Annotated in this window: 14 protein-coding genes; 3 read left to right on the top strand and 11 right to left on the bottom strand. The window is 56.6% G+C overall.

What is annotated here, in order from left to right; genetic code table 11:
* Nucleotides 1-43 precede the first annotated feature (43 nt).
* Nucleotides 44-1,690 carry a dihydroxyacetone kinase subunit DhaK gene (locus ACOTYB_RS13520; protein WP_022651917.1) on the bottom strand — a complete coding sequence of 549 codons (1,647 nt, stop codon included), beginning with the start codon at nucleotides 1,688-1,690 and terminating at the stop codon, nucleotides 44-46.
* A 137-nt stretch (nucleotides 1,691-1,827) separates the two neighbouring features.
* Here ACOTYB_RS13520 and ACOTYB_RS13525 point away from each other — a divergent pair, with 137 nt between their 5' ends.
* Complete coding sequence (locus ACOTYB_RS13525) at nucleotides 1,828-3,330, top strand: helicase HerA-like C-terminal domain-containing protein (RefSeq protein ID WP_421765823.1); 1,503 nt, start codon at nucleotides 1,828-1,830, stop codon at nucleotides 3,328-3,330.
* On the opposite strand, the gene ACOTYB_RS13530 is transcribed toward ACOTYB_RS13525, so the two are convergent.
* Nucleotides 3,310-4,251: a TIGR01212 family radical SAM protein gene (locus tag ACOTYB_RS13530; protein WP_057979951.1), complete on the bottom strand. Its 942-nt coding sequence runs from the start codon at nucleotides 4,249-4,251 to the stop codon at nucleotides 3,310-3,312. The genes ACOTYB_RS13525 and ACOTYB_RS13530 overlap by 21 nt on opposite strands.
* Nucleotides 4,252-4,938: 687 nt before the next feature.
* On the opposite strand from ACOTYB_RS13530, the gene gltB reads away from it, so the two are divergent.
* Entirely contained in the window at nucleotides 4,939-9,399 is a 4,461-nt protein-coding gene (gltB, locus tag ACOTYB_RS13535; protein WP_047054288.1) for a glutamate synthase large subunit, read from the top strand.
* Nucleotides 9,400-9,408: 9 nt separating this feature from the next.
* On the top strand, nucleotides 9,409-10,827 hold the full coding sequence (gltD, locus tag ACOTYB_RS13540) for a glutamate synthase subunit GltD (RefSeq protein WP_017382721.1): 1,419 nt from the start codon (nucleotides 9,409-9,411) through the stop codon (nucleotides 10,825-10,827).
* 34 nt (nucleotides 10,828-10,861) lie between these two features.
* Here gltD and nanQ read toward each other — a convergent pair whose 3' ends face one another.
* The 9 genes from nanQ to rplM all read right to left on the bottom strand — a co-directional run bounded on the left by nanQ (nucleotide 10,862) and on the right by rplM (nucleotide 18,031).
* Nucleotides 10,862-11,329, bottom strand: a complete 468-nt coding sequence (gene nanQ, locus ACOTYB_RS13545) for an N-acetylneuraminate anomerase (RefSeq protein ID WP_047054290.1) — start codon at nucleotides 11,327-11,329, stop codon at nucleotides 10,862-10,864.
* A complete protein-coding gene (gene nanK / locus ACOTYB_RS13550; RefSeq protein WP_032645685.1) occupies nucleotides 11,326-12,195 on the bottom strand; it encodes an N-acetylmannosamine kinase in 870 nt (289 codons plus the stop codon). The genes nanQ and nanK overlap by 4 nt, the downstream gene beginning before the upstream one ends.
* A 46-nt stretch (nucleotides 12,196-12,241) precedes the next feature.
* Nucleotides 12,242-13,732 carry an MFS transporter gene (locus ACOTYB_RS13555; protein WP_022651922.1) on the bottom strand — a complete coding sequence of 497 codons (1,491 nt, stop codon included), beginning with the start codon at nucleotides 13,730-13,732 and terminating at the stop codon, nucleotides 12,242-12,244.
* A 112-nt stretch (nucleotides 13,733-13,844) separates the two neighbouring features.
* Nucleotides 13,845-14,738, bottom strand: a complete 894-nt coding sequence (nanA, locus tag ACOTYB_RS13560; RefSeq protein ID WP_022651923.1) for an N-acetylneuraminate lyase — start codon at nucleotides 14,736-14,738, stop codon at nucleotides 13,845-13,847.
* A 122-nt stretch (nucleotides 14,739-14,860) separates the two neighbouring features.
* Entirely contained in the window at nucleotides 14,861-15,643 is a 783-nt protein-coding gene (gene nanR, locus ACOTYB_RS13565) for a transcriptional regulator NanR (RefSeq protein WP_022651924.1), read from the bottom strand.
* 102 nt (nucleotides 15,644-15,745) lie between these two features.
* A complete protein-coding gene (gene sspB, locus ACOTYB_RS13570) occupies nucleotides 15,746-16,243 on the bottom strand; it encodes a ClpXP protease specificity-enhancing factor (protein ID WP_026080566.1) in 498 nt (165 codons plus the stop codon).
* Between the two features lie 5 nt (nucleotides 16,244-16,248).
* Entirely contained in the window at nucleotides 16,249-16,887 is a 639-nt protein-coding gene (gene sspA / locus ACOTYB_RS13575; protein ID WP_003860438.1) for a stringent starvation protein SspA, read from the bottom strand.
* Between the two features lie 307 nt (nucleotides 16,888-17,194).
* Nucleotides 17,195-17,587 carry a 30S ribosomal protein S9 gene (rpsI, locus tag ACOTYB_RS13580; protein WP_003860436.1) on the bottom strand — a complete coding sequence of 131 codons (393 nt, stop codon included), beginning with the start codon at nucleotides 17,585-17,587 and terminating at the stop codon, nucleotides 17,195-17,197.
* A 15-nt stretch (nucleotides 17,588-17,602) separates the two neighbouring features.
* Nucleotides 17,603-18,031, bottom strand: coding sequence for a 50S ribosomal protein L13 (gene rplM, locus ACOTYB_RS13585; RefSeq protein WP_003860434.1), 429 nt, complete (start codon nucleotides 18,029-18,031; stop codon nucleotides 17,603-17,605).
* Nucleotides 18,032-18,432: the final 401 nt, after the last annotated feature.

An 18,432-nucleotide genomic window follows, 5' to 3' on the forward strand; every position in this document is an offset into this window, starting at 1 on the left:
GCTCACAGGGAGAGGGCGCAAACACTAAAAACGGTAACGGTTGTTACCGTTTTGCATCTACCATGGTCTTAAAAACTTCCGCCACCGCGACTGCCCCCGGATCCATCACCCCGTCCAGATTCTCTTTATTCACATACGACGAGCGTCCCGCGCCGGCTTTCGCCATTTTTGCCGTTGCTTCGGCGCCCTGCTGCGCGGCCTGCGCTGCCGCCTGAATATTGCCTTTCTGTAACGCCTCCAGCGCCGGTTGCAGCGCATCGATCAGCGTACGATCGCCAAGATCCGCGCCGCCATACTGCTTCATCTGCGCAAGTCCGCTCAGCAAGGCTTCAGGTAGCGGCTGTCCATCGTGAAGCTTTTGTCCTGCCGCCGTGAAGAAGATCGACATCAACACCCCACTCGATCCGCCCATCACCGTTGCCAGCCGCTCGCCTACCAGCAGGAGTAATGTCGGCACGTCGTTAAGGGGCAGGTTGTTCTCCTCAAGTCGCTGCGCAATATCCCGCGCCCCTTGCGCAAAAGTGGAGCCCGTGTCGCCATCGCCTACTTTGGCATCCAGCGCGTTAAGGCGGTTTTCCAGCTGAATCAATGTTTTCGTTACCGAGGCGACGGCCTCGCTCACCTCCGTATTGTCCGACGGGGCATATTCCACGCGATCATGAAGGGCGCTATGTGGGACGGTACGCAGGGGCGCGAACGCCACGGGCTTCTGCCAGCCCAGCGTCTCGACCTCGGCGTGAATCGCCTTCTCGAAGAAATCGTTGAGCTTTAGCAGCGTTAACGAAAAGCCTTTCATATCCAGCGCACTCACCAGCGGCGCCGGGCCAATCAGATACGCAATATTCTCTTTCAGCGCCGAGTGCGCCAGCTCTTTGGTCAGCAGCGCCATCTCCAACGCCGATACGCCACCAAGATTGTTAATCAGCACCGCAAAACGCCCTTCCCCCGCCTGCGCGCGTAACGGCGTCACCAGCGTGTCGATAATGGCTTTGCTGTTTTGCGTATCCACGACGGAAGCTCCCGGCTCGCCGTGAATGCCCAAACCCAGCTCGACATGGCCTTGTTTAATGCGCCCCCCTTCATCATCGCTGCCCGGCAGGTTGCACGTTTGCATCGCCACGCCCAGGCTCCAGAGGTTATCGCAGGCCTGTTGCGCAATATCCCGCACGTCGTTTAGCGATTTCCCCTGCTCTGCCGCATATCCCGCAATTTTATGCACCAGCGCCGTTCCCGCAATACCACGCGGCTGCTTGTTATCCGGCAGGGCGATATCATCCGCCACGATAACCATCTCGACCTTAAGGCCGTAGCGTTTGGCTTTTTCCGCCGCCAGGCCAAAGTTAAGCCGGTCGCCGGTGTAGTTTTTCACAATCAGCAGGCAGCCACGGTCGCCCGTCACCGCCACAATGGCATTGAGGACCGCATCCACGCTTGGGGAGGCGAACAGATCGCCACACACCGCTGCGGTAAGCATGCCTTTGCCGACGAACCCGGCATGTGCCGGTTCATGGCCGGAGCCGCCACCGGAGATCACCGCCACGCGACTTTTATCCCAGTCGCCGCGAGCCACCACGCGGATGGCCGGATCGATATCCAGTTTGACGAGATTACCGTGCGGCGCGGAGAGAAGTATGCCTTCAATGGCATCGTTGACAAGCTGTTTGCGGTCGTTAAAAAAGAATCTGGACATAGTTTCCCAAAATTTTGTTTACCGTATGCAAAAGCATAGTCCGCACTGGATAATGCGCCGCAAAGTGAGGAATTTACGCAGACATTTTGCCGTCAGGTTGCCTATACTCCACCCAGGACTACGAGAGGACGTGCATCATGAGTACACCATTGCTAATCGCCAGGACGCTGGAAAAAGAGCTGTTTTTACTGCCCGCGATGGCGAACCGTCATGGCCTGATCACCGGCGCGACCGGGACGGGAAAAACCGTTACCCTGCAAAAGCTGGCTGAGTCGTTGTCAGAGACTGGCGTGCCGGTTTTTATGGCTGACGTGAAGGGCGATTTAACTGGGGTGGCTCAGGAAGGTGCAGCGTCAGAAAAACTGCTTGAGCGCCTGAAAAATATCGGTATCACGGACTGGACGCCGCACGGTAATCCGGTGGTGGTCTGGGATATCTTCGGCGAAAAAGGGCATCCGGTGCGTGCCACCGTCTCCGACCTCGGCCCGCTGCTGCTGGCTCGTCTGCTTAACCTCAACGACGTGCAGTCCGGGGTACTGAACATTATCTTCCGTATCGCCGACGATCAGGGGCTACTGCTGCTCGACTTCAAAGATCTGCGCGCCATCACCCAGTACATTGGCGATAACGCCAAATCCTTCCAGAACCAGTACGGCAATATTAGCAGCGCCTCAGTGGGCGCCATTCAGCGCGGGCTCCTGACGCTGGAGCAACAGGGCGCCGAACACTTCTTCGGCGAGCCAATGCTGGATATCAAAGACTGGATGCGTACCGACAGCAGCGGCAAAGGCATCATCAACATTCTGAGCGCAGAGAAGCTCTACCAGATGCCGAAGCTTTACGCCGCCAGCCTGCTGTGGATGCTCTCTGAACTGTACGAACAACTGCCGGAAGCAGGCGATCTGGAAAAACCCAAACTGGTGTTCTTCTTTGACGAAGCGCACCTGTTGTTTAACGACGCGCCGCAGGTGCTGCTGGATAAAATTGAACAGGTTATCCGCCTGATCCGCTCCAAAGGCGTCGGGGTCTGGTTTGTGTCGCAAAACCCGTCGGATATTCCGGACAACGTACTGGGGCAGTTGGGTAACCGCGTGCAGCACGCCCTGCGCGCCTTTACGCCGAAAGATCAGAAAGCGGTGAAAGCCGCGGCGCAAACCATGCGTGTCAATCCGGCCTTTGATACCGAAACCGCCATTCAGGCGCTGGGCACCGGTGAAGCGCTGATTTCGTTCCTCGATGCAAAAGGCAGGCCGACAGTTGTCGAGCGCGCGATGGTGATTGCGCCCTGCTCGCGCATGGGTCCGGTAACGGACGATGAACGCAACGGCCTGATTAACCACTCCCCGGTGTACGGAAAGTATGAAGACGAGGTGGATCGCGAATCGGCGTTCGAGATGCTGCAAAAAGGGGTGCAGGCGACTGCCGAATCGCAGGATGCGCCTGCCGCAAAAGGGCAATCTGTTGCCGTGGACGACGGCATTCTCGGCGGGCTGAAAGATATTCTGTTCGGCAGCACCGGGCCACGCGGCGGCAAACGCGATGGCGTGGTTCAGACCATGGCAAAAAGCGCGACGCGTCAGATTACCAACCAGATAGTACGCGGCATGCTGGGAAGTCTGCTAGGCGGCCGTCGCCGGTAGCGGGGGAACCCACGGGCGGCCAAGCGCCGACCCCTGTACGCCGTTCTCCTGTAGATAGCGGTTGATTTCCAGCATCCCCGTCCAGCGGTTCTCACACCATAGCGGTGCCAGAAGCGTTGGACGGCGGGCGCTTGCCGAGATGCGGTGGTAAACAATCTCCGGCGGCGTATGGCGAATCATTTCCCCCGCAGTCACCGTATAGTCGTCGAGTTCGATACCACATAACCGCCCCGCTTCCCAGGCTTTCGCCATTATGCTGCCCTTCACAATATGCAGCGGATGCAGCTTAATGCCATCCACGCCGGTCTCAACGACTTTTTCCAGCGTTTCCAGCCCGTGCTGCTGCCCTTCTCCCGGCAAGCCGACAATCAGATGCGAGCAGACTTTTAATCCACGCTCGCGGGCGAGACGCGTGGTGCGCTGATAGCAGGCGAAATCATGCCCGCGATTGATACGGTGCAGGGTTTTGTCATGCGCGGTCTGCAAGCCCAGCTCCAGCCAGATCTCGTAGCCCTTCTCTTTGTACTCGCTAAGTAAATCCAGCACGGCGTCCGGCACGCAGTCCGGACGCGTCCCCACGCACAGCCCGACAATGTTCGCTTGAGCAACCGCCTGCTGATACATCGAGCGCAGCACCTGCACCTCCGCCCACGTGCTGGTATAGGCCTGGAAATAGGCCAGATACTGCTTCGCGCGGTTCACCAGACTCGCCTGATGGGCGAGCTGTTCAGCGATAGATTTATGCTGCTGGGCCTCGTCAGCAAACGAGGCCACGTTACAGAAGGTGCAGCCACCACGCCCGATGGTGCCATCGCGGTTCGGGCAGCTAAAGCCGCCGTGCAGCGTCAGTTTATGAACCTTTTGTCCGTAGCGCTGCAAAAGATCCCCACCAAACATATTGACTAATTTCTGTAACTGCATAATCTGATAGACCGTCCCGAAGAAAGGGGACAAGCCTGCCATTTTTAGCCTCTGTCGGCGATGACCTGGATCAATCGCCCTGGACGGCTTTTATCTATTTGAATAAATAATCACGATTACCGACATTTCATTCACCCTGAACGTAATTACTTTTCCTTATGTTCTGATGGTTTTTTTCATTTATAGCGCCATGACTGAAAAACAGTGATTTTATGCGGCATTGAATGCAACACCAGATTAATATTCTGCTATAAATCTGCATTTCAGCACGCTGCATCGATAACACCGCTTTCGTATAGTGAGTCAGATCACACTCCCCTGCACCTGCCCGGTGCTTTAAGCGGTTGTAAAAATAGTTAAATACACAATAAAAACAACTAGATAAGCACTCTTTAGCACATTTTTGTATAAATAAGATTGCCATTTGACCTGTGTACCAATTCCCGATAAGTTGGAAATCCGCTGGAAGCTTTCTGGATGAGCGGCCTGCTCATCATATTTATGCAGTAATTGAGATTCCCTCTGAAGCAAGTCCTCAAACTTGTTTACCTGCGCAAAAGGATGAAAAAGAGGGCGAATGCGAGGTCCGCGTATGAAACGCTAACCCCGTCGCCATGCTCTTTCTGCGCCTGTGCGCCACGGTAAAGTTCAGTGGGAAGCCCGACGAGCCTGGGGAGGTTCACTGATATGTTGTACGATAAATCCCTTGAGAAGGATAACTGTGGTTTCGGCCTGATCGCCCACATAGAAGGCGAACCTAGCCACAAGGTAGTGCGTACTGCTATTCACGCACTGGCCCGTATGCAGCACCGTGGCGCCATCCTTGCCGATGGTAAAACCGGCGACGGTTGCGGCCTGCTGCTGCAAAAACCGGATCGTTTCTTCCGCATCGTGGCGGAAGAGCGCGGCTGGCGTTTAGCCAAAAACTACGCTGTCGGTATGCTGTTCCTGAATCAGGATCCAGAAAAAGCTGCCGCGTCACGCCGCATCGTTGAAGAAGAACTTCAGCGTGAAACCCTGTCGATTGTCGGCTGGCGCGATGTGCCAACCAACGAAGGGGTGCTCGGTGAAATCGCCCTCTCCTCGCTGCCTCGTATTGAACAGATTTTCGTCAACGCGCCTGCGGGCTGGCGTCCGCGTGATATGGAACGCCGTCTGTTTATCGCACGCCGCCGCATTGAAAAACGTCTCCAGGACGATAAAGAGTTCTACGTCTGTAGCCTCTCTAACCTGGTGAACATCTATAAAGGTCTGTGTATGCCGGCTGACCTGCCGCGCTTCTATCTGGACCTGGCGGATCTGCGTCTGGAATCGGCCATTTGCCTGTTCCACCAGCGCTTCTCCACCAACACCGTTCCACGCTGGCCGCTGGCTCAGCCGTTCCGCTACCTGGCGCACAACGGTGAGATCAACACCATTACCGGCAACCGCCAGTGGGCCCGCGCCCGTACCTATAAGTTCCAGACCCCGCTGATCCCGGACCTGCACGATGCCGCACCGTTCGTCAACGAAACCGGCTCGGACTCCAGCTCCATGGATAACATGCTGGAGCTGCTGCTGGCGGGCGGGATGGATATCGTGCGCGCCATGCGTCTGCTCGTGCCACCGGCCTGGCAGAACAACCCGGATATGGACCCTGAGCTGCGCGCGTTCTTCGACTTTAACTCCATGCACATGGAGCCGTGGGACGGCCCGGCGGGCATCGTGATGTCCGACGGTCGTTTTGCCGCCTGTAACCTGGACCGTAACGGTCTGCGTCCGGCGCGCTACGTTATTACTAAAGACAAGCTCATCACCTGCGCCTCTGAAGTCGGGATCTGGGATTACCAGCCTGACGAAGTGGTCGAAAAAGGCCGCGTCGGTCCGGGCGAGCTGATGGTGATCGACACCCGCGGTGGGCGTATTCTGCATTCCGCCGAAACCGACAACGATCTGAAGAGCCGCCATCCGTACAAAGAGTGGATGGAGAAAAACGTGCGTCGTCTGGTGCCGTTTGAAGATCTGTCGGACGAAGAAGTGGGCAGCCGCGAGCTGGACGATGACACCCTCGCGAGCTTCCAGAAGCAGTTTAACTACAGCGCGGAAGAACTGGACTCGGTTATTCGCGTGCTCGGCGAAAACGGCCAGGAAGCGGTCGGCTCAATGGGTGACGATACCCCGTTTGCCGTGCTTTCCAGCCAGCCACGCATTATTTACGACTATTTCCGTCAGCAGTTTGCGCAGGTCACTAACCCGCCAATAGACCCGCTGCGCGAAGCCCACGTCATGTCGCTGGCCACCAGCATCGGCCGTGAGATGAACGTATTTTGTGAAGCCGAAGGCCAGGCGCACCGTCTGACCTTTAAATCACCGATCCTGTTGTACTCCGATTTCAAACAGCTCACCACCATGACCGAGGAGCACTATCGCGCCGACACGCTCGATATCACCTTCGACGTGACCGAAACGAGCCTCGAAGAGACGGTGAACGCGCTGTGCGACAAAGCCGAGCAGATGGTACGTAACGGCACCGTTCTGCTGGTGCTGTCTGACCGCAACATCGCGAAAAACCGTCTGCCGGTGCCTGCACCCATGGCGGTGGGGGCTATCCAGACGCGTCTGGTGGACAAGAGCCTACGCTGTGATGCCAACATCATCGTTGAAACCGCGAGCGCGCGCGACCCGCACCACTTTGCGGTGCTGTTAGGCTTTGGCGCCACGGCGATTTATCCGTACCTGGCCTACGAAACGCTGGCACGCCTGGTAGATACCCGCGCGATCGATAAAGACTACCGTGCTGTGATGCTGAACTACCGTAACGGCATCAACAAAGGTCTGTACAAGATCATGTCCAAAATGGGCATCTCGACCATCGCCTCTTACCGCTGCTCGAAGCTGTTTGAAGCGGTCGGCCTGCATAACGAGGTCGCCAACCTCTGCTTCCAGGGCGTGGTCAGCCGTATCGGTGGCGCTGGTTTTGCTGACTTCCAGCAGGATCTGGTTAACCTGTCGAAACGCGCCTGGCTGGCACGTAAGCCGCTGGAACAGGGCGGCCTGCTGAAATATGTCCACGGGGGTGAGTATCACGCTTATAACCCGGACGTAGTGCGCACGCTGCAACAGGCGGTGCAGAGCGGCGAGTACAGCGATTATCAGCAGTATGCTGAGCTGGTGAACAACCGTCCCGCGGCGACGCTGCGCGATCTCATTGCCCTCAATCCGGGTGAGGAAGCGGTCAGCATTGCCGAGGTTGAACCCGCGTCTGAGCTGTTCAAACGCTTCGATACTGCGGCGATGTCCATCGGCGCGCTGAGCCCGGAAGCCCACGAAGCGCTGGCGGAAGCCATGAACAGCATCGGCGGCAACTCCAACTCCGGCGAAGGCGGTGAAGATCCGGCCCGCTACGGCACCAACAAAGTGTCCCGTATCAAGCAGGTGGCGTCCGGTCGCTTTGGCGTAACGCCTGCGTACCTGGTTAACGCCGACGTGATCCAGATTAAGGTCGCTCAGGGGGCAAAACCGGGTGAAGGCGGTCAACTGCCGGGTGATAAAGTTACCCCGTACATCGCCAAACTGCGCTACTCGGTACCGGGCGTGACGCTGATCTCCCCGCCGCCGCACCACGATATCTACTCTATCGAGGACCTGGCACAGCTGATTTTCGACCTGAAACAGGTCAACCCGAAAGCGATGATCTCCGTGAAGCTGGTTTCCGAACCGGGCGTTGGCACCATTGCCACCGGCGTGGCGAAAGCCTATGCGGATCTGATCACCATCGCCGGTTACGACGGCGGCACCGGCGCAAGCCCGCTCTCCTCCGTGAAATATGCGGGCTGTCCGTGGGAGCTCGGCCTGGTGGAAACCCAGCAGGCGCTGGTCGCTAACGGCCTGCGTCACAAGATCCGTTTGCAGGTGGACGGTGGGCTGAAAACCGGCCTCGACATCATCAAAGCGGCGATTCTGGGAGCGGAAAGCTTCGGCTTTGGTACCGGCCCAATGGTTGCGCTCGGCTGTAAATACCTGCGTATTTGCCACCTGAACAACTGTGCAACGGGCGTTGCTACCCAGGACGAAAAGCTGCGTAAGAACCACTATCACGGCCTGCCGTTCAAAGTGACTAACTACTTTGACTTCATCGCCCGTGAAACCCGCGAGCTGATGGCGCAGCTGGGCGTGAAGCGTCTGGTGGATCTGATTGGCCGTACCGACCTGCTGAAAGAGCTTGAGGGCTTCACGGCCAAGCAGCAGAAGCTGGAGCTGTCTAAGCTGCTGGAAACCGCTCAGCCGCATCCTGGCAAAGCGGTTTACTGTACCGAGAACAACCCGCCGTTCGACAACGGCGTGCTGAACGCACAGCTGCTGCAACAGGCGAAGCCGTATGTGGATGAGAAGCAGAGCAAAACGTTCTGGTTTGATATCCGCAACACCGACCGTTCCGTGGGTGCGTCCCTCTCCGGTTACATCGCACAAACGCACGGTGACCAGGGTCTGGCGTCGGATCCGATTACCGCGCACTTCAGCGGTACCGCGGGTCAGAGCTTCGGCGTGTGGAACGCAGGCGGAGTTGAGTTATACCTGACCGGCGATGCCAACGACTACGTCGGAAAAGGCATGGCGGGCGGTCTGCTGGCGGTGCGTCCTCCGGTTGGTTCAGCCTTCCGCAGCCATGAAGCGAGCATCATCGGCAATACCTGTCTGTACGGCGCAACCGGCGGTCGTCTGTTTGCCGCGGGCCGTGCGGGCGAACGTTTTGCGGTGCGTAACTCCGGCGCCATCACCGTGGTGGAAGGCATCGGCGATAACGGCTGTGAATACATGACGGGCGGAATTGTGTGCGTCCTGGGTAAAACCGGCGTGAACTTTGGCGCGGGCATGACGGGCGGTTTTGCCTACGTCCTGGATGAAGACGGTGAGTTCCGCAAACGCGTGAACCCGGAGCTGGTGGAAGTGCTGGACGTTGATACGCTGGCCATCCACGAAGAACACCTGCGCGGTTTAATTACCGAACACGTGCAGCATACCGGTTCTTCGCGCGGCGAAGAGATCCTGGCCAACTGGCCGGCGTTCTCTGCGAAATTCGCGCTGGTTAAGCCGAAGTCCAGCGATGTTAAAGCCCTGTTGGGTCACCGTAGTCGTAGCGCAGCAGAGCTGCGCGTGCAGGCGCAGTAAGGAATTCAGATGAGCCAGAACGTTTACCAGTTTATCGACCTTCAGCGTGTTGATCCGCCAAAGAAACCGCTGAAGATCCGTAAAATTGAATTTGTTGAAATCTATGAGCCGTTTTCAGAAGGCCAGGCCAAAGCACAGGCAGACCGCTGCCTGTCCTGCGGTAACCCTTACTGCGAATGGAAGTGTCCGGTCCATAACTACATCCCGAACTGGCTGAAGCTGGCCAACGAAGGGCGTATTTTTGAAGCCGCCGAGCTGTCTCATCAGACCAACACCCTGCCGGAAGTGTGCGGCCGCGTGTGCCCTCAGGATCGTCTGTGTGAAGGCTCCTGTACGCTGAACGACGAGTTTGGCGCGGTAACCATCGGCAACATCGAACGCTATATCAACGATAAAGCGTTCGAGATGGGCTGGCGCCCGGATATGACCGGTGTGCGTCAAACCGACAAGCGCGTGGCGATTATCGGCGCGGGCCCGGCAGGCCTGGCCTGTGCGGACGTGCTGACCCGTAACGGCGTGAAGGCGGTGGTCTTTGATCGCCACCCGGAGATTGGCGGCCTGCTGACCTTCGGTATCCCGGCCTTCAAGCTGGAGAAAGAGGTGATGACCCGCCGCCGCGAAATCTTCACCGGCATGGGCATTGAGTTCAAACTCAACACCGAAGTGGGCCGCGACGTACAGCTCGACGACCTGCTGAAGGATTACGACGCCGTGTTCCTGGGCGTGGGAACCTATCAGTCCATGCGCGGTGGTCTGGAGAACGAAGATGCGCCAGGCGTGTACGACGCGCTGCCGTTCCTGATTGCGAATACCAAACAGCTAATGGGCTACGGCGAGACCGCCGATGAGCCGTTCGTCAGTATGGAAGGCAAACGCGTGGTGGTGCTGGGCGGCGGTGATACCGCGATGGACTGCGTGCGTACCTCCATTCGTCAGAATGCGGCGCATGTCATCTGTGCCTACCGTCGTGACGAAGAGAACATGCCGGGTTCTAAACGCGAAGTGAAAAACGCGCGTGAAGAGGGCGTCGAGTTCCAGTTCAACATCCAGCCTCTGGGTATTGAAGTGAATGCCAACGGTAAAGTGAGCGGCGTGAAGATGGCGCGCACGGAGATGGGTGCGCCAGATGCGAAAGGTCGTCGTCGCGCGGAGATCGTGGCCGGTTCTGAACACGTGATCCCGGCTGACGCCGTGGTGATGGCGTTTGGTTTCCGTCCTCACAGCATGGAGTGGCTGGCGAAGCACAGCGTAGAGCTGGACTCTCAGGGCCGCATCATTGCGCCAGAAGGCAGCGACAACGCGTTCCAGACCAGCAACCCGAAAATCTTCGCCGGTGGCGACATCGTTCGCGGCTCTGACCTGGTGGTCACGGCGATTGCCGAAGGCCGTAAAGCGGCTGACGGGATCATGAACTTCCTGGAAGTGTAAGAGACAAGCCGGATGGACATCCCATCCGGCTTTTTTATGCGGTTAACAGGCTGGCCCGGACTTTTACCACGGCTTTTTTAATTTCCCCCTCCGATTCAACAAGACATCCCGGCTTATGCGGCTCACCCGGCATAAAGACCACGAACATACCAGGCTTTAATACAATGGATTGTTCATCATTGATGTGGCGGCAAAGCTGATAATCTTCTGCGCTATGCATTTCTTCACACGCCCGCGCGGACCCCATAACCCCAAAAAAGATGCGTTCTTCTCCAGCGAGCAGAAGCTGAATATCAATATACTGTGCGTGCAGTTCCGCCTTTTTCTGCTTCGGCTCTTGCGTGGCAAACTGCATCACGTTCATAAAGATATCCGTGCCCTGGAGTTCATAATGACCAGGGCGTTTCTCTTCTGGCCGTGCCGCCACGGCCAGCGTGAGGGCATTGATCAGAACCCCGGTCAGGCCAGATGTCGCCAGCGACTGCAACTCTCCCAGCATCATAACGCGTCTCCATGTGCTAACAACGCCGCACCTAACAGCCCGGCATCGTGGCGATAGTGTGCAGGCCGAAGTGCGGCCTGATAGACGGCGGGCTCCCGCGACAGATACGCCTCCACGAGCCCCAGATACCCCTCTGCCAGCCCCACGCTGCCTCCAATAACTACAATCTGGCAATCAGTCACGGCTTTGACATCGGCAATAAGACGCGCCAGCGTCTGCGCTGAACGCGCAATCAGCGCCTGTGCCTGTGGATTACCTTGCGCTGCAAGGCTGAATATCGCTTTCGAATCCAGCCCGGACAATACGCCTTCTGCCTGAGCAGCGATGCCGCGCCCCGAGGCGATAGCCTCAACGCACCCTCTTCGCCCGCAGCCACAACGCGGACCGGCGGGATCGGCCAGCGTGTGACCCAGATGTCCAGCCAGACCGCCGCTGCCCGTTTGCAGTGTTCGATTGAGGACCACGCCACCACCGACACCGGTTGAGACGGTCAGAAAGACCATATCGTCATCATCCGGCAAGGCGCAGAACTCAGCCCAGGCGGCGGCCTGCGCGTCGTTGATCGCCATCACCGGCAGATCGGTTATTCCCGAGAGAAATTCCACCAGTGGAAATTCCGCCAGCCCGCCCAGATTAGACGGATTAATGGAGGTCAAAATACCGTTGTGAATGATCCCGGTTGATGCCACCGCGACCCGCGTTGCCTGCGCCGTAAAGGGTGCAATCAGCGTTTGTAGCGCAGCCTGCAACGCCTCCGGCGTCTGGCTGGCAGGCGTCTGACACTCGCGACGGGCAGTAATGGTCTGCCCCTCCACGCACGCAGCCGCGAGTTTGGTGCCGCCAATATCAATAGCCAGGGTTGTCATTTCACCGCCTCGCGCTGCTGTCTTCTGGTTTAGCAATGACATCAGCTTATCCTTTGTGTTTGATCAGACCGCTTTTACTGGCACCAAAAGGGAGTGCGCCACTCAGCGGTTTACCGTCAATAGCATCATGCGTACGCAGGGCTTCTGGCCTGATCCAGCGCTGAACGCGGGAGGGCATATCCAGACCAATAAGCAAGATCACCACAAACGTCAGGCCAAAGGAGAGCGACCCCAGGGCCGTGCCCAGCGCCATATCCTGCGACAGCAGCGCGCCAATCACCGGGGCAATCGCGCCGCCCAACGCGCCAACGTTGTAGGTAAAACCCAGACCCGCCGCACGCTGGTCGGTATCGAAATAGCCGCCGATGAGTTTGGGTAAGATCCCGGAGATCCCCTGCCCCAGCATCTGCTGGAAAAAGAGTAACAAGCCCAACACCCAGACATTGGCGCCGCCAATCGCAAAGACGGGAACAATCAGGAGCTGTGAGGCCAACAGGCTACAGACATAGGCCTTGCGGGTGCCAAGCCAGTCACCGAGAAAACCACCCACGCAGCAGCCTACCGCCGCGCCGAAGCCGCTAAAGAACAGCACCTTCGCCACCGTTGACGGATCATAGGCCAGGTCGGTTTTCAGATAAGTGGGTAATAGCGCCTGAATCGGCCAGGAGTAGAGAAAGGCGAAGAGCACGACAACCATCAACGTGACGCCCGTCGGCCAGCGTTTGCCGCTGCTTTGCACCATAAAGCTGATAAAGACGATGGCGCACAGCAGGCCGAGAATAACGACCAGCCCCGCGTTGTTGAGTTCGCCTGCAAAACAGAACCACAGCGCCGTACCGGCAAACAGTGTCATCGCCATATTGATGACGCGGTATTTGCCGCGATACAGAATATCAACCATGGTGCGCACCGGGGCTTTGCCTTCGTGCTTCGCTTTCCAGTCCTCAGCTTCCGGAATATTTTTCCGCAGCCACAGGGCAAAGACGATGGGCAGAATGCCGATAAAGAACAGCGCCCGCCAGCCCCAGACGGGCACGACAAGGCTGTAGACCTGGGCCGCAACCACGGCGCCGACGGAGAAACCGGAAATCAGAAAACCACTCGCCTTGTTGCGCAGGTGCTTTGGCCAGCTTTCAATCACATAGGTTGCGCTGGAGCCATATTCCCCCGCCATCCCCATGCCTATCACCATGCGGGCGATAAACAGGGTGACGTAACCCGGCGCAAAACCGCAGGCCAGCGTACCGCAGGAAAAGAGCACGATGCTGGTGATCATCGCCAGCTTGCGGCCATAGCGGTCGCCCATGGCGCCCAGCAGCAGGCCGCCGAACCAGCGCGATATAAAGGCCGCCGAAATCAGGCTCGCCGCTTCCACTGTTGTCAGGGCAAACTCGCTTTTTATTTCTGTCAGGACTAAGGCTATCAATACAAAATCGAAGCCATCAAGCAGATATCCCAGCCAGGCGGCGGAGAAGGCGCGCCACTGAGGACGGGTAAGATGGCGGTACCACGGGATGCTTTGGGTAGACTTACTCATTTCACTCTCCCGACGATTTCTCTGTCGTTTTGCCGGATGGCGGCTGCGCCTTATCCGGCCTACGTAGCATGTTTTTGTAGGCCGGATAAGGCGAAGCGCCCCCGGCTATGCGTTAGCGTTTTTCCGCCATTAGCTGCTCCGCCAGCGCTTTCAGCTCAGGCACGAATTTTTCATCCACAGGGGCAAACGGCTTACGGCACAGCGGCACGGATACCACGTCCATATAGTGCAGAACCGTTTTCAGACCACGGAACACCCCGGCTTTAATAAGCAGATCGATCACCTTGTTGCATTCGCTTTGCAGGCGCTGTGCGGTGGCGTTATCCCCTTCACGAACCGCTTTAGCGATCGCCTGGTAACGCCAGCCCATAATGTTGTAGGTGCTGCCGATCCCCCCGTCCGCGCCGGCCAGCAGGCCGGAGGCGAAGATCTCGTCATAACCGTTGTAGAGCACCAGATCCGGGTGCGCGCGACGGATCTGCTCCATCTGGAAGAGATCGCCGGAGGTTTGCTTCAGCGCGCCGACGCCAGGCAGCGTCACCAGCGTGTTGATCTGATCCAGCGTTAACTTAACGCCGCTCAGCGCCGGGATGTTGTAAACCACCATCGGTAAACCGTCAGCGGAGTCAATAATTGCACGGTAGTGGTCACAATGTTCTTCAAAGCTAAAGGGATAGTAAAACGGTGTGACGGCGGATACAGCGTCAAAACCGACGCGGGCGGCGGCCATGGCTAACTGCTGGCTTTCCGCCGTGCTGACGCAGCCAACATGGGCGATGAGCGTGATTTTCCCTTTCGCCTCTTCTGCCACAATCTCCATCACCTGCTCTCGTTCCGAAAGGCTCTGTACAAAGGCCTCTCCCGTTGAACCGCCGACGTACAGCCCATCGATACCTTGTTCAATATTGAACTGCACCAGACGGCGCAGGCTTTCTTTATCCAGCATCTGCTCAGAGTTAAACGGGGTCAGGAGTGCGGCCATTACGCCGCGTAATTGCGTTGCCATAGTTACCTCAATCGATCGTGTGTTTGTTATAACGACATACCTTTATACCTGTTATACCAGATCAATTAAGCAGCAGTGGAATACAGAACGCTTATATTGCGATCTGCTTCACTAAAGGATCGTTATTTTTTGGCTTTTGAATGCTGGCCGAAAGCGTGCCAGGTGGCGGAGACGCTGTTAAGGTGAGTTTGCAACGCCCGATCCGCTTCATCGGGATCGCGGCGGCGGATCGCATCCACAATTGCGATATGCTGGCGATAGCTGACTTCATTATGCTGATAAAGCTCTGCGTCCGGCACTTTAGGACGCGCCGCAATTAACCAGTCAAGCAGCGCAACGTGGATCGCATTGAAGATCGGATTGCCGGGGATCTCCGCCAGCACGCGGTGAAAATCGACATCGGAACGAATAAATAGCGTGTTGTCATCCAGGGACTGGCTGTTGATCTCCAGGGCTTTTGTGAGCTGCGCAATCTGATCGTCAGTGGCATATTCTGCGGCATAACGAACAAGGCTGGATTCAAAGAACAGGCGAAGCTGCTCGAAATGGGCAATACCGCTGGGCTGGGTCAGAAAGTCTTTCGCCATTCCCGACAATTCACTGATGATGGTATCGGCAGACGGCATGGTTACGCGGGCACGTTCACCGTTGTTAATCTGCACCAGCCCTTTACGCTTTAGCGCCGCCAGCGCTTCGCGCACCGAGGGGCGACCCACGTTGAAGAACTCCATCAGTTCGCGCTCGGAGGGTAACTGCTCTCCCTGGGCAAATTCCTTCCGACGGATCATCTGCTCCAGCTCTTCTTCCACCATATCAGACAGTTTTTTGCGCGCCAGCGGCCGACGGCGCAGGCTGCGGCCAATGGTTTCATCAGAGTTTTCAGCTTTAAGATCAGTCGGTTTCATTGCAGTCCGGTGCCATTGAAGGAAAACAGTTCATCATAACACAGGAAATTAGAGGGGGCGAAAAGGGACGGAAAGCAAAACAGGCCCGTCGGGCCTGTTTGTTTATTTCACAACGCGCAGTGCGGGACGACCACCGCGTGGTGGTGGCTCGTCATCCGGATCGGTGTCGTCATTATGATCGGGTTTATCGCCATCGATGACAGACATTACCGTGTCGCTTTCGCGTTCATCGGATGCCTCATCATCATTCAGGCTGGCAACCTCTTCATCATAAGCCGCTTCCGGCTCAAACATGGTGCCCGCACCGTTTTCACGGGCGTAGATAGCCAGCACAGCTGCCAGCGGCACGGAAACCTGACGCGGCACGCCGCCGAAGCGCGCATTAAAGCGCACTTCGTCGTTCGCCAGCTCCAGGTTACCCACTGCGCGTGGCGCAATATTCAGTACAATCTGCCCGTCGCGCGCGTATTCCATTGGAACCAGCACGCCCGGCAACGTCACATCCACAACCAGGTGCGGCGTGAGCTGGTTATCCAGCAGCCATTCATAGAAGGCGCGCAGCAGATACGGACGGCGTGGTGAAAGTTGTGACATTTCCACAGTCATTAGCCTCGGCCGAGACGCATTTCACGTTCCGGTTCAGTTAAGGATGCCAGGAAAGAGTCGCGCTCAAAGACGCGAGTCATGTAGCCTTTCAGCTCTTTCGCGCCAGGGCCGCTGAACTCTACGCCCAGGGTTGGCAGACGCCACAGCAACGGAGCCAGGTAGCAATCCACCAGGCTGAACTCGTCGCTCAGGAAGAAAGGCTTTTGACCAAAGACTGGCGCGATTGCCAGCAGCTCTTCACGCAGCTGTTTACGTGCAGCATCCGCTTCAGAAGAGGAACCGTTGACAATAACGTTCATCAGCGAGTACCAGTCTTTCTCGATACGCTGCATGTACAGGCGGCTTTCACCACGCGCAACAGGATAAACAGGCATCAGCGGCGGATGCGGGAAACGCTCATCCAGGTATTCCATAATGATACGGGATTCCCACAGGGTCAGCTCGCGATCCACCAGCGTCGGTACGCTTTGGCTCGGGTTGAGATCGATCAGATCCTGAGGCGGGTTATCCTTTTCCACATGCTCGATCTCAAAACTGACACCCTTCTCGGCCAGCACGATACGAACCTGATGGCTATAAATGTCAGTAGGACCAGAAAACAGCGTCATTACCGAACGTTTGTTGGCAGCGACAGCCATGAAAACCTCCAGGTATATTCAGAATTTTTACTGCTACCAGCCCAACGGGGCCAGCCAGATGATGTATCGCCCATCCCAGAGAAGACACATTGTTCAAGAATCGAACAAAAATCGAGTATTCACCGATATTTGGGCAGAAAATTGGATGATAGTTTACCAGATTTTGATGGCTTTGTGGTGAGGGGATTCCGGAAATGAGGAAAAAGAGAAGATATATGAAATGTTACTGTGGATAACCTGCGCATTATCCATAAAAAAACCCGCCGAAGCGGGTTTTTCGCCAATCGTTCTGCGTAAGCAGAATGGATTAACGTTTGGAGAACTGTGGACGACGACGTGCTTTACGCAGACCCACTTTCTTACGTTCAACCTGACGCGCGTCACGAGTAACGAAGCCAGCTTTACGCAGTTCAGAACGCAGGGATTCGTCGTACTCCATCAGAGCGCGGGTGATACCGTGACGGATCGCACCTGCCTGACCGGAGATACCACCACCTTTAACGGTGATGTACAGATCCAGTTTTTCTACCATATCAACTAGTTCCAGCGGCTGGCGAACTACCATGCGGGCAGTTTCGCGACCGAAGTATTGTTCCAGAGAACGCTGGTTGATTACGATTTTACCACTGCCCGGTTTGATGAAAACGCGAGCTGCGGAACTTTTGCGGCGACCAGTGCCGTAGTATTGATTTTCAGCCATTGCCTATAATCCCGATTAGATGTCAAGAACTTGCGGTTGCTGTGCCGCGTGGTTGTGCTCGTTGCCTGCGTAAACTTTCAGTTTACGGAACATAGCACGACCCAGCGGGCCTTTTGGCAGCATGCCTTTAACCGCGATTTCAATCACACGCTCAGGACGGCGGGCAATCATCTCTTCAAAGGTCGCTTCTTTGATACCACCGATGTGGCCGGTGTGGTGGTAGTACATTTTGTCAGTACGCTTGTTGCCGGTAACAGCAACTTTGTCAGCGTTCAGAACGATGATGTAATCACCGGTATCAACGTGCGGAGTGTATTCCGCTTTATGCTTACCGCGCAGGCGACGAGCCAGTTCAGTAGCCAGACGGCCCAGAGTTTTACCGGTCGCGTCAACAACATACCAGTCGCGCTGTACGGTTTCTGGTTTAGCTGTAAAAGTTTTCATTAAAAGCTTACCCAAATAATAAGTTACACGTTGGTGAACACCCAAACGTTTAGTCAGTTGAGGTTCACACGACAAAGTCCGGCAAACCTACCCCTTCGAATAGCACATGCCGACACATAGAAAGTTTCGGGAAAAAAACCTTCTCGTAACGTGGGGTCGCAAGATTATAGAGAAGTTGAGGTCAAAGATCGACCCTTAAATGTGATTTGGAATGGGTTTTTCGGGGTTGCGTACTGTGCGGTCTGGTGCCCTCACCCCCAGCCCCTCTCCCACAGGGAGAGGGGAGCATTTGTTAAGGTCTGGTGCCCTCCCCCCAACCCCTCTCCCACGGGGCTGAGGGTTCCCCAGAAAAATGAAAAGCACGATGAAGTGTGATCTACTGGTTGCGCTAACAAATCAGA

The organism is Enterobacter cloacae complex sp. IR5450 (assembly GCF_049238665.1).
Taxonomy (GTDB): Bacteria; Pseudomonadota; Gammaproteobacteria; order Enterobacterales; family Enterobacteriaceae; genus Enterobacter; species Enterobacter hormaechei_C.